Genomic DNA, 17,537 nt, shown 5'->3' with positions numbered 1-17,537 from the left:
CCTTAGCGGTTAGTGGTGGAATCGTTGTCGGCGTGCAAAGTCTTGGTACACAAATTTATCGGCACGGTGGCGTGATTCGGTGAATTGGAATGTTGTGGTGTCTTCAAGGCTTGTGACCGTTGTGGTAACACCGACGTATTCTCCGGCGGCTAGGTTCAGGCGTTCGCGGTCGTCAATGGTTGCCGGTTCGATTTTGATTTGTTTACTGGCATAAGAGATAGCAAGCCCTAATGTGTCTTCAAGGTAGGTGAAGAGGGATTCTTCTGCAACGTTGCGCGGAATGCTCGGCACTACCGAACACAGAATATAGTTTCGGTCAATAATGGAGGGTTCCCCATCAATATAGTGCACGGTTTCGAGGTAGTGATAGGGGCCGGCGGGGAATGATGGGGTAATAGACTCAAAGATATGTGGAGGGTGGTGTACTTTTTCGCCGCACGATATAACTTTGCTAGAGAAGCTAAAACCGCTGATATTCGCAAGTTCTTGGTAACTGGCGATAAAGGATACTGGAAGCGCATATTGGGGTCGGTTAATGACGATAGACCCTTTACCCATAACTTTTTGAATGTATCCTCGGTTGGTCAATAACGCTAAGGCTTTACGGGCGGTTTCGCGTGAAACGCCGTAATGTTCTGTGAGCTGTTTTTCGCTGGGTAGGAGGGAGCCTACCGAGTAGGTGCCGTTATCAATCTTTGTTGACAGGTCTTGATAAACGCGCTCATATTTTCCCATCGATTACCTCTTCATGGTGTGTATGCGTCAAAAACTGCTACTGGCACTCACATTAAAAGGTGGGAAGGGCATAGCTATGAGTGCTTGGCAGTACAGCACAAGTCTAGGGGCGCTTTATAAGAGTGTCTATGTGTTAACAAAGCGTTACGCATTTTGGGGAACATGAGATTTTTTGACGTATTTTTTTCATTTTAACGCAATATTATGCTATAGGTACGGACAACTGGAGAGGTGCTGTATCCTCAACACATACTGGAAGACAAAATTGGCGCAGCAATATTCTCGGAATATGAATACTTCACGGGTAGAAATTGAATGAGGACCTAGAAGCAGGCGTACACTTGAGGACAGTCACCACAGAACATAAGGAAGAATAGTTATGCCGGAATTACGTTCACGTACTTCGACTCACGGTCGTAACATGGCTGGAGCGCGCGCACTATGGCGAGCTACCGGAATGGGCGACGAAGACTTCGGAAAACCAATTATTGCTATCGCAAACTCCTTCACACAATTCGTTCCAGGGCATGTCCACCTCAAAAATATGGGACAACTCGTCGCCGGAGCTATCGAAGAAGCCGGCGCTGTCGCAAAAGAGTTCAACACTATTGCTGTAGATGATGGAATTGCCATGGGACATGATGGAATGCTCTATTCCCTTCCCTCACGAGACCTCATCGCAGACTCCGTAGAATACATGGTTAACGCGCACCGAGCAGATGCCCTTGTCTGTATCTCTAACTGCGACAAAATCACCCCCGGAATGCTCCTTGCAGCAATGCGCCTGAACATCCCTACAATTTTTGTCTCCGGCGGACCGATGGAATCAGGCGAAGGAATCGAAGACATCGTAGAACACCGTCTCGACCTCGTCGATGCTATGGTCATGGCTGTTGACGAATCAGTCTCCGATGAAGCTCTCGCCCAAATCGAAAAGAATGCTTGCCCCACCTGCGGGTCTTGTGCCGGTATGTTTACCGCAAACTCCATGAACTGCCTCAACGAAGCCATCGGACTAGCATTACCCGGTAACGGCACCACTCTTGCGACTCAAATTGCTCGTAAAGAGCTCTTCCTCAACGCCGGAAAAACCATCGTTGAACTCACCAAACGCTACTATGAACAAGACGATGACTCCGTTCTACCGCGCTCTATTGCCACCAAAGAAGCTTTCGAAAACGCTATGGCATTAGACGTTGCTATGGGTGGTTCAACCAACACCGTCTTACATATTCTTGCTATTGCCCACGAAGCAGAAGTGGACTTCACCCTCGACGATATTGACGCTATCTCACGGCGTGTCCCGTGCTTAGCAAAAGTAGCCCCAAACTCCACCAAATACCATATTGAGCATGTTCACCGTGCTGGAGGAATTCCTGCTCTCTTAGGTGAGCTCTATCGTGCTGGGCTACTGAACACCGATGTTCATTCTGTTCATTCTGACTCTCTAGAACAATGGCTTAACACATGGGATATTCGTTCAGGAAAAGCAAGTGAACAAGCGCAAGAACTTTTCAAAGCTGCACCTGGTGGCGTCCGCACAACAGTAGCATTTTCTACCGCAAATCAATACGAATCTCTCGAGTACGATGCGCAGAACGGGTGTATTCGCTCTGTTGAACACGCGTACACCAAAGACGGTGGACTTGCTGTACTACGTGGCAATATCGCCCAAGATGGAGCCATTATCAAATCTGCTGGCATTGATGAAGAACTTTTCCACTTTATTGGTAGAGCCTTTGTCGTTGAATCTCAGGATGAAGCAGTACGAGAAATTCTTTCAAAGAATGTTCAAGCCGGCGATATCGTGGTCATTCAATATGAAGGCCCTAAGGGCGGCCCCGGTATGCAAGAAATGCTCTACCCCACCTCGTATCTTAAAGGTCTTGGATTAGGAAAAACCTGTGCCCTTATCACAGACGGAAGATTCTCTGGCGGCACATCGGGTATCTCTATCGGACATGTTTCTCCTGAAGCTGCAGCAGGTGGAGCGATTGGGCTAGTGGAAACAGGCGACGAAATTGAGATTGACGTTTCTCGTCGCATTTTGCGTGTTAATCTTTCGGACGAGGTTCTTGAACAGCGTCGCGCTCGCAAGGGTGCTGTTCCGTGGAAGCCTTCAAAACTGCGAGAGCGTCGCGTATCAAAGGCGCTTCGCGCCTATGGCATGATGGCTGCTTCTGCTGATAAGGGTGGTGTGCGTATTCTTCCGCCGGAGTATAGTGACGAGACTTCTGTCTAAAAAATATTTTTAGCTCAACATAAAGGGGTGGGGTGGCACAGACATAATATCTGTGCCACCCCACCCTTACTCTCTGTTCTTTCATCGTTGAAAGGGACAGATGAGTGTTGAGCTTTTAGAAGTCGTAAACGCTGACCTGTAGGGGCTCTGCGAGATATTCTTCCCACTGACCAACAGCGGTGGTGAAGTGTTCTTTGCCCATGTGCTCTTTGAGTGCGTCATGAGATTCCCAGCGTTCGATGAATGCGTATTCGCCTTCGGTGCCTTCTTCTGAGAGAGTTCCAAAATCGTAGCTGACGAGTCCGTTATCGTTGGAGCGTGTTGCTTCTACGAGGGCTTGTGCAGATTTTTCGAAGGCTTCGATAGATTCTGCTTTGATGGATACTTTGGCAAAAACACCAATCATGGTTTTGCTCCTAACATGAGAATGGTTGGGATGTGGCTCATATTATGTGGTGTATTTAGAGCCTAACAGTAGTTAGGACGCTGTGGGAAGCTCATAGATAGTAATTTGCATGGGAGATGCAAGAAGGTGCTGGCATTGTTGGTCAGCTTTTTTGAAGTGCTCAGTATCCATATGAGTTTCGAGGTCTTCGATGGATTCCCAACGTTCGATAAACGCGTATTCGCGGTGTTCTGCTGGTTGTTCGTCGGTGGTGAGCGACCCAAAGTTATAGCTGACCATACCTTGTTCTTTTTGAGCTTTGTCAACAAGGTGCTGTGCTATTTTTTCAAATTCTTGGGCATAGCGGGTTTTGATGATTGCTTGTGCGTACACGCCGATCATGATGCTCCTTAGGTATATGGGTGTTTTGGTTCCTTGTGTGTGGGGTATCAACCTATCACCGCTTGAGGCTGATGACGAGGGGTGTATCAGCACGTGGGACATTCCATGATAGCTGTCTGAGGATGTTCTGTCTTTTTGCCCTTGGAGAGAAAAAGTGTTGATTCGTTCACATAGAAAAGATATAAAAGATATATATGGGATAACTGTTTTGAAAGAACGTTAGGGGTAGAAATATGGTTATATACTCTGTCGTATCTAAGGTACAAGTTGCTGCTCTAGATTTTCATAAGAGCAGTTTATGCGACGTTCTTTTCGCAGTTTTTTAGGTCTTCATCGTGCGTACGCGCCTGTTGTGAGTACACGCGCAGTGCTGAGGAAATAGCTGATAGACATGACGCAGCTAGGTGTAGATGGTAACAGCACATGACGATAGCGTGATGACTCAACCACCTGATGAGAAATCTCAATAGTGAGAGTGTATCTGCTGGTACCCACCTTAAATCTTGAGTAATTTTTCGGACACCTGCGTAGTGTTTTATCAGTAAAAGTCCAAGCAAGCGTCATCAGAACATGACGAAGAGGATCTAACGGGCCCTATTGATGGTATTAGGCCAGATATTTAATGATGGAACATTCCAATTTGAGGAGGTGGAGAAGATGAAAATATCGCCAGCACATATTAAAAAAACTACGCTTACATGGGAAGCACCAGACTATACATCCTCGTATCCAGAAGGGTTTATGGATATAGGGGTGGCTGTTATTGCGGTTTTGATGGAATCGGTACAGGAAAAAGGGCGATGTTATACGGGGCTATCATGTCTCATGTTTGTCTCCCGTGAGAACGGTGACCGCGAAATGATTGAGGTTGAGCCGATTACGGATTCTTGTTCTCATTCACTTCTAGAACCGTGCTCTGATGCGCATGTTCGTATGATTGGCCGAGTCATTCTTAAATGTTGGGAACATATTCCTGATTTATATAAGAACAATCTGGTGACGGTAACTGCTCACCCGTACTATGTGAAGCTTCTTTTTCAACAGTTTCCAACCTTGCGTACCATTATGCAGTATCGTCCTATTGATAAATTATTAAACCCTCAAGATCCATATTCTTTGGGGGAGTTGCATATCCGTTTGACCAGTGACGATGATCGAAAAATTGTGGATGAGCATCTTCAATGTGCTACTGAGTTAGCTCATGCAGAAAAAGAGAAAGATCAACAGAAACGTCCGGTAGAAGATTTGCCTGTGTATGAGGTTTTTACGGACTGTTCTTTTCGTTCAACGAATAACAAACAATATTCTCGTGGTGGGCGCATGGGTATTGGTGGTGTCAGTGAGGAAGGGTTTTATTTTCACTTGCACTATGATGCGATAAATATTATGACTGGTGAGCTGTCTGCTATGTTGGCGGCATTTAATATTTTCTATCACCCTGGACGACAGCTCGTTATTCACACTGATTCAGTGGGTGCGTTGACGTTTGTTCTGCGGCTTGCTCATAATCGTTGGTCTTTTGAGAATTGGGTTAACGAGGGTGTTCAAGACGCTTTAGTGGTTGCTGAGATGACAAAACTTACTGAGGCGATTCGTGATCGACGTGTTGTGGTGAGACATATTCCTGGGCATTCTGGTCATCGTTTTCAAGAGTCTTCGGATTCTGTATCAAAAATGCACCGCCATTTTCCGGGGCAGGTGGTTGCTAAGGGGAATGTGAACGCGTTCAATCAGCGGTGTGAGTCAATTATTGTGGCATTGACTGAGTGCGATAGGGCTGTGCGTTTGGAATGTCCTTCATGGGTTCAGATTCGCCCGTCTTTTATTCATGCGCGGAACCGTTTCTGGCGCTAATTGAAGGAAAAGAAAATAAATACCTTTGAGGGAATATTTTTTATCATCTATAAAAACGCTTGTGACTAGGATAAATTACTTTCGTAACAATTGCGTCATAAAAACTCGTCAATTTGACTGCTGAGGATATAGGCTAGTTCTCACAAAGATAACGCACGCCTACACCTCAGGAGAAAACATGGCAGGGTTTACCACACGAGCAATACATGCTGTACATGACCTTGAAAAAAACGCCATAGTTCCTCCTATCTATCTGGCCTCCACCTTCATACAGCCTAGTGACGGAACACCGGGAGAATACGAATATCAGCGCGGCTCAAACCCCACCAGAACCGCCGTAGAAACCACACTGGCACAGCTTGAAAACGCACAATACAGCTATGTCTACTCTTCCGGAATGGGAGCAAGCTCAGCGGCACTAGGACTCGTACGCAACGGCGAAACACTCCTCATGGGAATGCCCAGCTACGGCGGAAATTATCGCTTCGCCACTATAGAGCTTCCCAAACGCGGAGCACACGTCAAATTTATCGCAGACTTCTCCACCCTCTCTGACGCAGACTTCTCAGACAATGTCACCATGGTGTTCCTCGAAACACCTACCAACCCCACCCTCAAAGTCAGCGACATTGCACGCATTAGCGAGATTGCACACCGAAACAACGCCATCGTCGTCGTAGACAACACCTTTCTTACCCCCTACTTGCAACGCCCCCTCGAACTCGGTGCCGATATCACCGTACAATCAGCCACAAAATATCTTGCTGGGCACGCTGACCTCCTCGGTGGAGTCGCCTCGACCAATAACCCTGAGCTAGCTGAAGAACTTCACAAAGCGCAACTCATTCTTGGTGGAATACTTCCACCAACAGACTCATACCGTCTACTCCAAAACGTTAAAACTCTCGGACTACGCCTAGACCGCCAACAAGACAACGCCCAACGCCTGATTCAAGCAATAGAAAAACACCCCGCCGTAGAGCGCGTCCTCTACCCCGGCTCAGCAAGTGCAGAAGAAGCAAGTATTCAATCTCAACAAGCACAAGGTCAAGGCGCAGTGTTCTCCTTCATCCTTGCAGAAGGACACGATATACAAAAATTCATTGAAGCCCTCAATATCTTCAGCTTTGCTGTAAGCCTTGGCGGTATTGAATCTCTTGTATGTCTACCTGCAACAATGACTCAAGGCGCTTACACCCAAGAACACCTTGACATGTTTGGAGTGCACCCACGGCTTATCCGAGTAGCCGTAGGAATCGAAGATTACGAAGACCTGCTCGAAGACTTCACCACAGCACTCAACGCATCCTAAAATTTCTATCCCATATAAAAATCAACAACACCGTGAGGAATACCCCATGAAAACCACCTTGAACAGACGCTCTGCCATTGCCCTGACCGGAGCCCTCAGCCTAGCCGGACTACTCTCCGCATGCTCATCCTCCCAACCGGCACAAAAAACCAACCGTCTGGAACAGATTAAAGAACGAGGCACTATCCGCATCGGTATGGAAGGAACCTACCGCCCCTGGAATTACCACGATGAATCCGGAAACCTCGTCGGCATGGAAAAAGAAATCGGAGACCTCATCGCCCAAGACCTAGGTGTTAAAGCAGAATATGTTGAATCACTCTGGGACTCGCTCATCGCAGGAGTAGATGCAGACCGCTACGACATCGTCATCAACAATGTTTCCCCAACAGAAGAACGACAGAAAAAATACGACTTTTCTACCACCTATGTTCGTTCAGAAGGCAAAGTAGCTGTTCTTGACTCCTCAGAACTACGCAACATCTCTGACATTCCAGGGCATACCGCAGCCTCATCTGAGACCTCAAACTTCCGTACACTCCTAGAAGCTGCCGGAGCGCAAATCGTCACCGTTACCGGCTTTGATGAGGCTATCGAACAAGTCCTCTCCGGACGTGTAGATTGCTGCGGTAATGATGCTGTCACCTTCCAAATCTACAAACAACAGCACCCCGAAGCGCCTATTCGACTTCTTGACGGGCAACTCGGCGGAACCTCAGAAGCTGCAATTCTCATGCCTAAGGACCAGCCAGAACTCAAAAAAGCTATTGACGACTCCTTAGAACGTCACCTGACCAATGGCGACATCAAAGCCATCTACGAAAAATACGTGGGTATAGACCTTACCCCTAAAAACTCATAAATTATGGACCAATTTTTAAATCTCTGGACAGAATCCTTACCTCAACTACTCATCGCAACCATTCAAGTCACCATCCCATTAGCAGTTGTTTCCTTCATTCTTGCACTGCTTATTGGGTTGGTGGCAACCGCCCTAAGAACACATCGCTTCTTCCTTCTCCAATGGATGTCACGAGGATACGTATGGTTCTTTCGAGGGACACCGCTGCTTGTTCAGCTGTTCCTCATCTTCTATGGTCTACCTAAAATAGGAATCACTTTTGACCCGTGGACGGCAGCCATCGTCGCTTTAAGCCTAAATACTGGCGCCTATGTTGCAGAAACATTTAGAGCAGCGGTGGCATCTATTCCACGTGGGCAATTTGAAGCAGCACAAACGCTGAACTTCACACGTCAACAAACATTACGACATGTTGTTATTCCTCAAGCTACACGTATTGCTTTACCGCCATTAGGTAATGACCTCATTGACTTGGTGAAAGGTACTTCACTTGTTTCAACCATCTCTTTGATTGATCTTTTCCAAGCAGGAAAACAAGTAGCGGCGCGAACCTTTGAACCCTTAGCAATGTATGTTGAGGTTGCACTGATATACCTCATTATTTTTACCGCTCTTTCTGCGGTGCAAAGAGTCCTCGAAAAACGTAGTAGCCGGTACATTAGGAGTTCCCATGCTTAGTGTCAAAAACATCTCAAAAAGTTTCGGGGAACAGACCATCCTCAAAAACCTCTCTTTCGATGTGCATGATGGTGAAACTACCGTCATCCTAGGTCCTTCTGGTTCTGGTAAATCAACGTTGCTACGCTGTTTGAATCTTCTTGAAACACCAGAAGAAGGAACGCTAACAATCGGTTCTGATACGGTTAGCCTGAATGAAAACCTTGAGGTAGAAGATATCCGCCGGATTCGTTCACACTCTGCGATGGTCTTTCAACAATTCAACCTTTTTGCTCATTACACGGCACTCAAAAATGTGGCGTTAGCCCCCGTACTCAACGGCACGATGACCGCTGAAAAAGCTGAAGCTCTTGCCTATGAGCTATTGGAAAAAGTGGGGATGAAGCACCGTGCTGACGCTTACCCTGATCATCTCTCGGGAGGTCAACAACAACGTGTAGCTATTGCGCGTGCTTTAGCTGTCAGCCCGGATTATCTACTTTTTGATGAGCCAACAAGTGCCTTAGACCCTGAACTAGAAGCCGAAGTGATTAGAGTCCTGATTGCTTTGGCGCGAGAAAACCGCTCTCTGGTAGTGGTGACGCATAATATGGCGTTTGCACAGAAAGTTGCAGATCGTATTATCTTCTTAGACCAAGGAGAAATAGTGTATGAGGGCGCCCCGTCTGGGTTCTTCAACTCAAGCTCGGAGCGTATCCAAAAGTTCTTAAATATTTATGACACTGCCGACTACCACATCTAAAAGATGTGCCAGCGGGCGGTCATCATGTAACTTTTGATGATAAAAACTCAATAAAACGCAATATCAGCAATGTGCCGTCACGATGGTGCATTGCTGATGTGTATCAGCCAAGATAGGGGTACGTTTTGTGACGGGTTGACCCGTCAGTACTACATCATTTGAGGAGATACCGTGGCTGAACACATCTTTGGTTTTCGCACTCGCGCCCTCCACGCCGGAGCTACCCCTGACGCGATTCACGGGGCACGTGCCGTACCGATTTACCAGACAAGCTCTTTTGTTTTTGATGATGCACAAGATGCCGCCAACCTTTTTTCTCTCCAAAAATACGGCAATATCTATTCACGTCTTGGAAACCCTACTGTTGCTGCTTTAGAAGAACGTATCGCTTCGCTTGAGGGTGGTATTGGCGCTGTTGCAACAGCTTCTGGAATGGCAGCCGAGTTCATTACCTTTGCGGCTCTTTGCCAAAGCGGAGACCATATTGTTGCCTCATCCCAACTATATGGTGGGACGATTACTCAGCTTGATGTCTCTTTACGAAGATTCGGTATTGATACGACTTTTGTGTCAGGCACAGACCCCGAAGATTTTAAGAGGGCGATTCGTCCCGAGACGAAAGCTGTTTATACAGAAATTGTTGCTAATCCTTCTGGAGAAATAGCTGACCTTGAAGGCCTTGCTGATGTTGCACACTCTCATGACATTCCTTTAGTGGTGGATGCAACGTTATCGACGCCGTATCTGATTCGTCCACTAGAACATGGTGCCGATATTGTGATTCACTCAATGACGAAATTTCTTGGTGGCCACGGTACAACTTTGGGCGGTATTGTGGTGGAATCTGGCCGTTTCAATTGGGCTAATGGAAAATTTCCTACAATGACAGAACCCATTCCCTCTTATAACAACATCTCATGGTGGGGCAACTTCGGTGAATATGGATTCTTGACGAAACTACGCTCAGAACAATTACGCGATTTTGGTCCTTCTCTAAGTCCTCAATCAGCATTTAACTTGCTTCAAGGCGTTGAAACTTTAGCTCAGCGGATGGATGCGCACCTTGAGAATACTCAGGGTCTTGTTCAATGGCTTGATGAAGACGCCCGTATTCGCTATATCAATTATGCTGGCCTTCCTGAGCACCCTCATTATGAGAGGGCACAGAAACTTCTGCCTTTAGGGGTTGGGTCTGTGTTTTCCTTTGGTGTTGTTGCAGGCGTTGGAGAATCTGCTCGTGAAGTTGGTGCGCGCTTTATTGAGAATCTTCAGTTAGCTTCACATTTAGCGAATATTGGTGATGCAAAAACTCTTGTATTGCATCCTGCATCAACAACTCATCAGCAGCTCAGCGCGGAGCAACTTGACGCTGCTGGGGTAGGGGAGGATTTGATTCGTATTTCTGTGGGGTTAGAAGATCTTGACGACATTGTATGGGACTTAGATCAGGCGTTGAGCGCCGCAACGGGTAAAGACCATCATGGAGCAAAGATTCTGCAAGCCCAAGAATCATTATCACAGGGTAACTCTGCTCAGGAGGTGCGTTAATGTTGACGAAACGTACATGGCAAGCGCCATCTGCTGTGCAACGTTTAGGGATTCTTCGTCGTAGCCGTAGTATCGCGATTGTTGGTATGAGCGATAAAGTTTCACGCTCATCATATTTTGTGGCAACGTATTTGCAGTCTTCTGCCGATTACCAGCTCTTTTTTGTGAACCCCCTGTTGGCGCAGAAAGGGAAACAGGTGTTAGGGCAGAAAGTGTATGCTACTTTGGCGGATTTGCCTGAAGCTCCTGATATTGTTGATATTTTTCGCCGCCATGAGGATCTTCCTGATGTGGTGCGTGAAGCGATTGCGGTCGGCGCTCAAACCGTGTGGATGCAATTAGGTTTGTGGAATGAAGAAGCCGCCGAGATTGCCCAGCAGGCTGGATTGCATGTGGTGATGGACCGGTGTATCAAAATTGAGCATGCCCGTTTTCATGGGGGTCTGCATCTTGCCGGTTTTAATACTGGTGTGGTCAGTTCACGCCGTCACATAATGGCATAGTTTTCTTGAGATACATAAAAGACTCATGTTCCTTCTTGCGTTGAGGAGCATGAGTCTTTTATGCTTGTTGTTTCTTACGCGATGGAAGATGCTGACATGACCTTCCCCAAAGTACGTCAGCACCTTCCTGCGTAGATGTGAACTACCGATTCTCTTCCCCAAGAAAACCTCTGAGAATAATTCTTATCATGATTCTCATACGTGGTATGTCCACAGATGATTACCGCAAGAAGCGGTCGCAAATATTTAAATATTTGACGTTAGAGATTATACGGTAATTGTTCTCTAGAGTATCTCGACACGATGACGAATATCATTATTAATTGAACTTTAAATCAATGACGTCGCAGGTCAGCTCAAAAATAAAGATTTTTAAAATAGTGAAACTTTTTTGCAGAGTGTTGTCTGAAGTATCTACGATGTATTATCGTGATTTCAGTTTTGACAGCTTTCATGATGAACTCTAAAACTGAAAATTTTTCTTTGGAAACCATTGGTAAAATAAAAAAGTTTTGAGAATCAAAAACGTAACTCTGTGTTTTTCTCAAAAGAATCCTTACCGTAATCAGGGAAAAACCTGAACTAGAAAAACATCACGAGATAAAACTCATCAAGACCATTATCTGAGAGAATAATCTTTCCAGATACCGTATCTGGTAAAAACTAACTGACCACACTACCCTTATATCTAAGGGCCCTATAACCCCATATTTTAGAAAGTCTCCATGTCGATACCACAACATTCTCATGGCTTATCCCGTCGAACCGCACTCCGCTGGGTAGCCGGAGCCACCACAACACTCGGACTCAGCGCAGCCACAACAACAGCCTACGCAGAAGAACAGAACCACACCGCAGAAGAACAACCACAACCCACACTCGTTGAACAGTTCCTCTCACAAGAACAATTCGTCATAGCCCACCGTGGGGCAGGAGACGTCAACCCTGAACACAGCGCCTACGCCTATCAACAAGCCATCCTCAAAGGCGCTCAAGCTGTAGAAATATCAGTGCGTACCACCGCCGATGGAGAACTCGTCTGTATGCACGACAACGCACTACGCCGCACCACCACCGAAAAAACAGGGTACGTCAGCACCAGTACCCTCGCCGAAGTCAAACGCCCCCTCATCGATATGAGAGACTTCCTCGGACCTAACACACCCCTCGTGCACATCACCACCCTCGAAGAAGCCCTCGGTGTCATCCTCGCCACCGAAGCTGGTGGCCCCTACCAATCCGTAGGCGGCTCCGCTGTTCTCTTCATCGAAGCAAAAGACTCTGCCGGACAACCCAAGTTACTAGAACTCCTAACTGCCCGCGGGATGCAAGACCAAGTCGTCATTAAAATGTTTCGCAACGGCAAAGGCGGATTCGACGGCGACAACGGCTTCATTCGGTACGCAAAAGAAGCAGGGTTCACCACATGGTGCTACTTCGACGCACACGATTCTTTCGAAGACATCGCACAATTAGCATCATCAGATAACGTCGACATGCTGGGAGTGCCCTTCTTCGAAACCGTCATCGGACGTACCGAAGACTCCATGAGCGACGAAAAAATATCACAAATTATCAACCTCGGAAAACCCGTTATCGTCTGGGAAACTCACCGTCGTTGGGTACAAGAACATTTTGCGTCCCTAGGTGTTCGCGGATTCATGTCGCCAGACCCCTTCTGGCTCAGCGGAAGAACCACAAGCCCCAACCTTGCCCTAGAACAAGGCCGACGACTACACGGCATGCTACCGGCTGGACAACAAGACGTTGTGAACCTACCCTGCTGGGAAAACGGTGAACTCGTCCATCAACAAGCCTATGATGACTCTATCCTTCTAGGCCCATTAGCTCACCGCACATCCACCGCTGATAGTTACGTCATCAACTTCACAATGCAGTGGAAAGACGCACTCCCCACCACCACCTGGCAATACGGTTATCTTGCCTTCGGGCGAGAAGACGATTCAGCCTTTGGTATCGCCGCAAAATTCGACACCACCAACCCCCGTGGCGGCGGATACGTTCTAGCTATCCGCCCCGGTGCATCTGTCATGGACGAAAACGGCTCGTACCTCTCAGGAGACGTGGTTCAATTACTACGTGTTGACGCTGGATCATCAGACTTGACGCCACTGGTCACGCTACGCCCTCGTAAACCTTTTGTTGCCGGTGAAGATATTCGCGGCAAAATTATCGTCCGACCATCAAACATCATTATTGATGTTGCGGGGGCACGTTCTACACCCATCGCCGACACCTCCTACCGTGGGCCTTATGTTCATTTTGGGCGTTATCAAGATGCCGCACACGGCGGAGCGCTCGCTTTGAGTAACGTCGTCACCTACAAAATTTAGGGATATTGACGGCTAAAACCTCTTACCATCCACAACACCTCAACCCTATGTAGAACCCCGCAGACTAGCTGCGGGGTTCTACACGTATCACCGTTAAAAACAGGTATGTCATTACTTGTGTGATGTTCTTTTGACCTGACTCATCGGAATAACTTCTAAATTCTCGGTAAGAGGATTCCCCGGTGTCCAGCCTTCACCAGCAATCGTGTGAGTCTCAGGTTTTTTACGTCTGAAACGTGGTCGAGGAACAGAAAGTTTGACAGGCTCCGGCAACTGCCAACGCCTCGTGTGCGCAAGAAGACCAAACACTAGACACGAAATAATTGATATTCCCATCCCAATATTAGGAGAAGAAAAAAGTGTCGTACATAGAGCAGTCTCTGCCGCGCCAACAACCGCTACTGTCGCATAGAGAGAATTACCTCCCAAGATAGCTGGAACACGGTTGACCATCATATCTCGCAATACACCACCGCCCACCGCGGTCACCACACCGAGGGCAATAGCCGGAAGCCAATGAAGCCCAATGCCTAAAGATTTAATAGTTCCTGTAGCGGCCCAACAACCCATACCCAGAAAATCCACAACAACTAAAACACGGTTAGCCCAACGACTCCCCAAATCGATACAGTACGCCAACAATGCTGAGATGAGGGCACCAGCCCAATACGCAGAATCAGTCAATGCAACGGGTAACCCAGTATTAAGAAGAACATCACGGATTAGCCCTCCACCCATACCAGAGAGCACCGCTAAGAGGATAAAACCTACAACATCAAAACGGAATGCGCGAGCAACTGCGCCACCGAGCAAACCATTAGCAACAACTGCTGCTACATCGACCACTCTAAAGAGCACGCTTGGATCCCATACCTGCATACGCATGCCTCTTTCTGATGTTTCATATCGATAGAATGACTTCAATAAATACCGATACATGCTACAGCATGTACAGACCACCAGTACAGGTGGTATACGGCGAGAAGGCGACTCACCACGTATGGTAAGCCGCCCTCTTCTATCATCAAAATTATTGAGGATTATTCGCTACTCTTAGCAGAATCTTTGTCATGAGAAGTATGAGAGAAGAAATGATGGAATTTCTCTTTAACCTCTTCATGCTTCTCGTGAGCTTTCTGGCGGAACTCTTCACGCTTCTGCTCGTGAAGTTCTTTCTGAGCTTGTTTCTCAAGCTCTTTACGAGCCTTCTCCGCCTGCAAAATAGAGGCCTGAACTTCAGCAACACTATCTCGCTGAACATCTACCGCGCCAAGACCTTGCAGATATTTATCAAGAAGATCATCTGATTCTTGAGCCAGAAGAACAAGTACTGTTCCATCCACTGCTAGAGAACGAGTGACTTTATCAAATAGTCTTGCTTCCTTAACCGCACCAGTGGAATCAATCATGGAGCCTGCTAATGCTCCAGCACCACCGTAAAGGAGAAGCCCAATTGGGCCACCCCACATACCGATAGCGGCACCAATAATTCCGCCGAAAGCCCAGTTGCTTTGAACAGAAGAATCATAGTTAAAACCGTCTTTGGCTGTAACTTTTCCGTTCTCTACAACAACAACTCCACCCACTAAAACGCGGTACGTTGGGGCATTAGAACGAAGCTCAGATAGCGCCTTATACGCAATAGCATCATCTTCAAAGCGGATAGTAAGGATATTTTCCATGATAGTACCTTTCGTAGATGTCCTACTATGCAAGATTCTAACCATACGAATAATAAGGAAACAATAGTGTGATGTTATTGAGTGAATACGTACCCTAAAATAACCACGAATTTTTTACCCAGTCTTATGAGCACGCCAAAACCTGAGCGATATCCCGCAACACCTCATCATTTTGCAAAGACGACGTATCTCCTAGAGGTTTCCCCTCATACAACTGAGACAACAAACGACGAGTAATCTTCCCTGAACGAGTCTTAGGAATCTCAGCAACCGCCACCACATCTTTAGGCTTTGCAATAGGTCCAATCTCAGAACGAATATGCAACTCCAATACCTCACGTAGCTCAGAAGAAGACCACGCCTTACCCTCATCACTAAGCGTCACAAAAGCTACTGCTTGATGCCCCGTCAACTCATCCTCAATAGGACAAACACCAGCCTCAACCACAGCCTCATGACGCACTAAAGCTGACTCAATTTCAATTGTCGAAAGACGATGACCCGAAATATTAATAACATCATCAATCCTGCCCAGAATATAAATATCCCCGTCCTCATCTTGCTTTGCGCCATCTCCAGCTAAAAACCAGCCACGCTCCCCATAATGTCTCCAATAAGAATCAAGATAACGCTGAGGATTTTTCCACACAGTACGAGCCATCGAAGGGCCCACTTTATCAACCACAATGAACCCTTGAGCCCCCGTCTGAACCGGCTCACCGCGCTCATCAACAACACGCACAGAAACCCCCGGAATAGCACGAGTAGCAGAACCTGGTTTGACAGCTATACCTGGAGTACCCTGCTCAAAAGTTCCCTCAGGCGCAAACTGAGGATCATGCGGGCGAGGAGAACAGATCGTTGAACCCGTCTCAGACTGCCACCACGTATCAATAAAGGAAGCACGACCAGAACCAATATGCTCACGTAACCAATACCAAGCTTGTGGATTAATCGACTCACCCACAGAACCCAAAAGACGAACCGACGAAAAATCATACTTTCCCGACTCTGGGCCATGCGGGAAAGCCCCCATCAACGAACGAATCAACGTTGGTGCCGTGTAATAGTTTGTGACACCATAGCGTTCAATCACTTCAAAATGCCGTTCAAAAGTAGGAGTATCAGGTGTACCTTCAAAAATTACTTGACTCACGCCATTGACCAACGGCCCATATATCTCATAAGTATGAGCTGTCACCCACGCCAAATCGGCTGTGCACCAATGAACAGTATCCGCAACTTTTTGCCGATCATTACAAGTAGCTAACTCATCAGGACGAAGCACACCATCAGCATCAACAACATCAGGCAACAAATCATAAAGTAACGCATGAGAATACGCCGTCTGCGTCAAATACCCGCCCATAGTATGAACAAGACCCTTAGGTCGGCCCGTTGTCCCCGACGTATAAATAATAAATAACGGATCTTCAGCATCATGCAATGAATAATCATGCGTATCTGGAACACCCTCAATCAAATCGTGAAACCAAACATCTCGCCCCAAACACCACGGAACACGCTGTCTTTCCTGCTCGGTAGCTGAGGTACGGTTCACCACCACCACATGCTCAATATTATTCTCAGACGAACACGCCTCATCCGCTATCGACTTGACCGGAACAACCTTACCCCGACGATTCTGACCATCAGTTGTAATTAATACCTTGGCACCAGTATCCTCTACCCGAAACTTCAAAGCCTCCGCCGAAAAACCGCCAAAAACAAGAGAATGAATCGCCCCAATACGCGCACAGGCAAGAGCAAAAATAATAGTTTCAGGAATCACCGGCAAATAAACAACAACACGATCACCCTTAACCACACCCAAACGCTCTAAACCATGTGCCGCCTGAGCCACACGGCGTTGCAACTGAGCATAAGTGATAGCTTCACGATCACCAGGTTCACCCTCAAAGAAAAGCGCAACCTTATCGCCAAAACCTTGCTCTACATGCCTATCCACACAGTTATAGGCAACGTTGAGCTGACCACCCTCAAACCACTTAATCGTTGGAACAGAAAATTCTTGAACACCATCTTCACGAACGTCTACCAAACGAGGAGGAATAAACTCATGCGTTTTATCCTCATCCCATAGCTTCCCCCAACTAAGACGTTCTCGAGCCTGCCTTGCCCAAAAATCAATACGTTCTTGATCCGAAACATCTGCCGGATTCTGCACCTGATTTCGAGGGTCTGAATAAGAAAAAGACGAACAATACGACATAGATA

Annotated in this window: 15 protein-coding genes; 9 read left to right on the top strand and 6 right to left on the bottom strand. The window is 47.0% G+C overall.

Annotated features, from left to right (window positions below; translation table 11 throughout):
- Positions 1-9: 9 nt before the first annotated feature.
- Positions 10-735, bottom strand: coding sequence for a trehalose operon repressor (gene treR / locus ACN081_RS04910; RefSeq protein WP_419103997.1), 726 nt, complete (start codon positions 733-735; stop codon positions 10-12).
- 379 nt (positions 736-1,114) lie between these two features.
- Between treR and ilvD the strand changes: the two genes are divergently transcribed.
- Complete coding sequence (ilvD, locus tag ACN081_RS04905; protein WP_419107105.1) at positions 1,115-2,977, top strand: dihydroxy-acid dehydratase; 1,863 nt, start codon at positions 1,115-1,117, stop codon at positions 2,975-2,977.
- A gap of 115 nt (positions 2,978-3,092) precedes the next feature.
- Here the strand turns inward: ilvD and ACN081_RS04900 are convergent, their stop codons facing one another.
- Both ACN081_RS04900 and ACN081_RS04895 read right to left on the bottom strand, forming a co-directional pair.
- Entirely contained in the window at positions 3,093-3,383 is a 291-nt protein-coding gene (locus tag ACN081_RS04900; RefSeq protein ID WP_419107104.1) for a putative quinol monooxygenase, read from the bottom strand.
- Between the two features lie 72 nt (positions 3,384-3,455).
- The gene (locus ACN081_RS04895; protein WP_419107103.1) at positions 3,456-3,764 is read right to left on the bottom strand and encodes a putative quinol monooxygenase; all 309 of its coding nucleotides are present in this window, start codon (positions 3,762-3,764) and stop codon (positions 3,456-3,458) included.
- Between the two features lie 657 nt (positions 3,765-4,421).
- Here ACN081_RS04895 and ACN081_RS04890 point away from each other — a divergent pair.
- The 8 genes from ACN081_RS04890 (at position 4,422) to ACN081_RS04855 (ending at position 13,617) form a co-directional block, all read left to right on the top strand.
- On the top strand, positions 4,422-5,618 hold the full coding sequence (locus ACN081_RS04890) for an RNase H family protein (RefSeq protein WP_419104001.1): 1,197 nt from the start codon (positions 4,422-4,424) through the stop codon (positions 5,616-5,618).
- 178 nt (positions 5,619-5,796) lie between these two features.
- On the top strand, positions 5,797-6,930 hold the full coding sequence (locus ACN081_RS04885; protein WP_419107102.1) for a trans-sulfuration enzyme family protein: 1,134 nt from the start codon (positions 5,797-5,799) through the stop codon (positions 6,928-6,930).
- Positions 6,931-6,976: 46 nt separating this feature from the next.
- Positions 6,977-7,792, top strand: a complete 816-nt coding sequence (locus ACN081_RS04880; protein ID WP_419104003.1) for a transporter substrate-binding domain-containing protein — start codon at positions 6,977-6,979, stop codon at positions 7,790-7,792.
- Between the two features lie 3 nt (positions 7,793-7,795).
- Positions 7,796-8,470: an amino acid ABC transporter permease gene (locus tag ACN081_RS04875; protein WP_419107101.1), complete on the top strand. Its 675-nt coding sequence runs from the start codon at positions 7,796-7,798 to the stop codon at positions 8,468-8,470.
- The gene (locus tag ACN081_RS04870; protein WP_419104004.1) at positions 8,463-9,212 is read left to right on the top strand and encodes an amino acid ABC transporter ATP-binding protein; all 750 of its coding nucleotides are present in this window, start codon (positions 8,463-8,465) and stop codon (positions 9,210-9,212) included. Before ACN081_RS04875 ends, ACN081_RS04870 begins: the two co-directional genes overlap by 8 nt.
- Positions 9,213-9,383: 171 nt before the next feature.
- Positions 9,384-10,760 carry an O-acetylhomoserine aminocarboxypropyltransferase/cysteine synthase family protein gene (locus ACN081_RS04865; protein WP_419107100.1) on the top strand — a complete coding sequence of 459 codons (1,377 nt, stop codon included), beginning with the start codon at positions 9,384-9,386 and terminating at the stop codon, positions 10,758-10,760.
- On the top strand, positions 10,760-11,263 hold the full coding sequence (locus tag ACN081_RS04860) for a CoA-binding protein (RefSeq protein WP_419107099.1): 504 nt from the start codon (positions 10,760-10,762) through the stop codon (positions 11,261-11,263). Before ACN081_RS04865 ends, ACN081_RS04860 begins: the two co-directional genes overlap by 1 nt.
- Positions 11,264-11,988: 725 nt before the next feature.
- Positions 11,989-13,617 carry a glycerophosphodiester phosphodiesterase gene (locus tag ACN081_RS04855; protein WP_419107098.1) on the top strand — a complete coding sequence of 543 codons (1,629 nt, stop codon included), beginning with the start codon at positions 11,989-11,991 and terminating at the stop codon, positions 13,615-13,617.
- Positions 13,618-13,728: 111 nt separating this feature from the next.
- On the opposite strand, the gene ACN081_RS04850 is transcribed toward ACN081_RS04855, so the two are convergent.
- The 3 genes from ACN081_RS04850 to ACN081_RS04840 form a co-directional block, all read right to left on the bottom strand.
- Entirely contained in the window at positions 13,729-14,496 is a 768-nt protein-coding gene (locus ACN081_RS04850; RefSeq protein ID WP_419103866.1) for a trimeric intracellular cation channel family protein, read from the bottom strand.
- Positions 14,497-14,657: 161 nt separating this feature from the next.
- Positions 14,658-15,299, bottom strand: a complete 642-nt coding sequence (locus tag ACN081_RS04845) for a hypothetical protein (RefSeq protein ID WP_419103865.1) — start codon at positions 15,297-15,299, stop codon at positions 14,658-14,660.
- 124 nt (positions 15,300-15,423) lie between these two features.
- Positions 15,424-17,532 (bottom strand): AMP-binding protein, encoded by a 2,109-nt coding sequence (locus ACN081_RS04840; protein ID WP_419107156.1) that lies wholly within the window; start codon positions 17,530-17,532, stop codon positions 15,424-15,426.
- Between the last annotated feature and the right edge of the window lie 5 nt (positions 17,533-17,537).

The sequence above is a fragment of the Rothia sp. P13129 genome (genome assembly GCF_048512865.1).
Lineage (GTDB): Bacteria > Actinomycetota > Actinomycetes > Actinomycetales > Micrococcaceae > Rothia.
The sequence above is the reverse complement of the archived record's forward strand: the minus strand, read 5'-3'. Positions and strand labels throughout refer to the sequence as shown.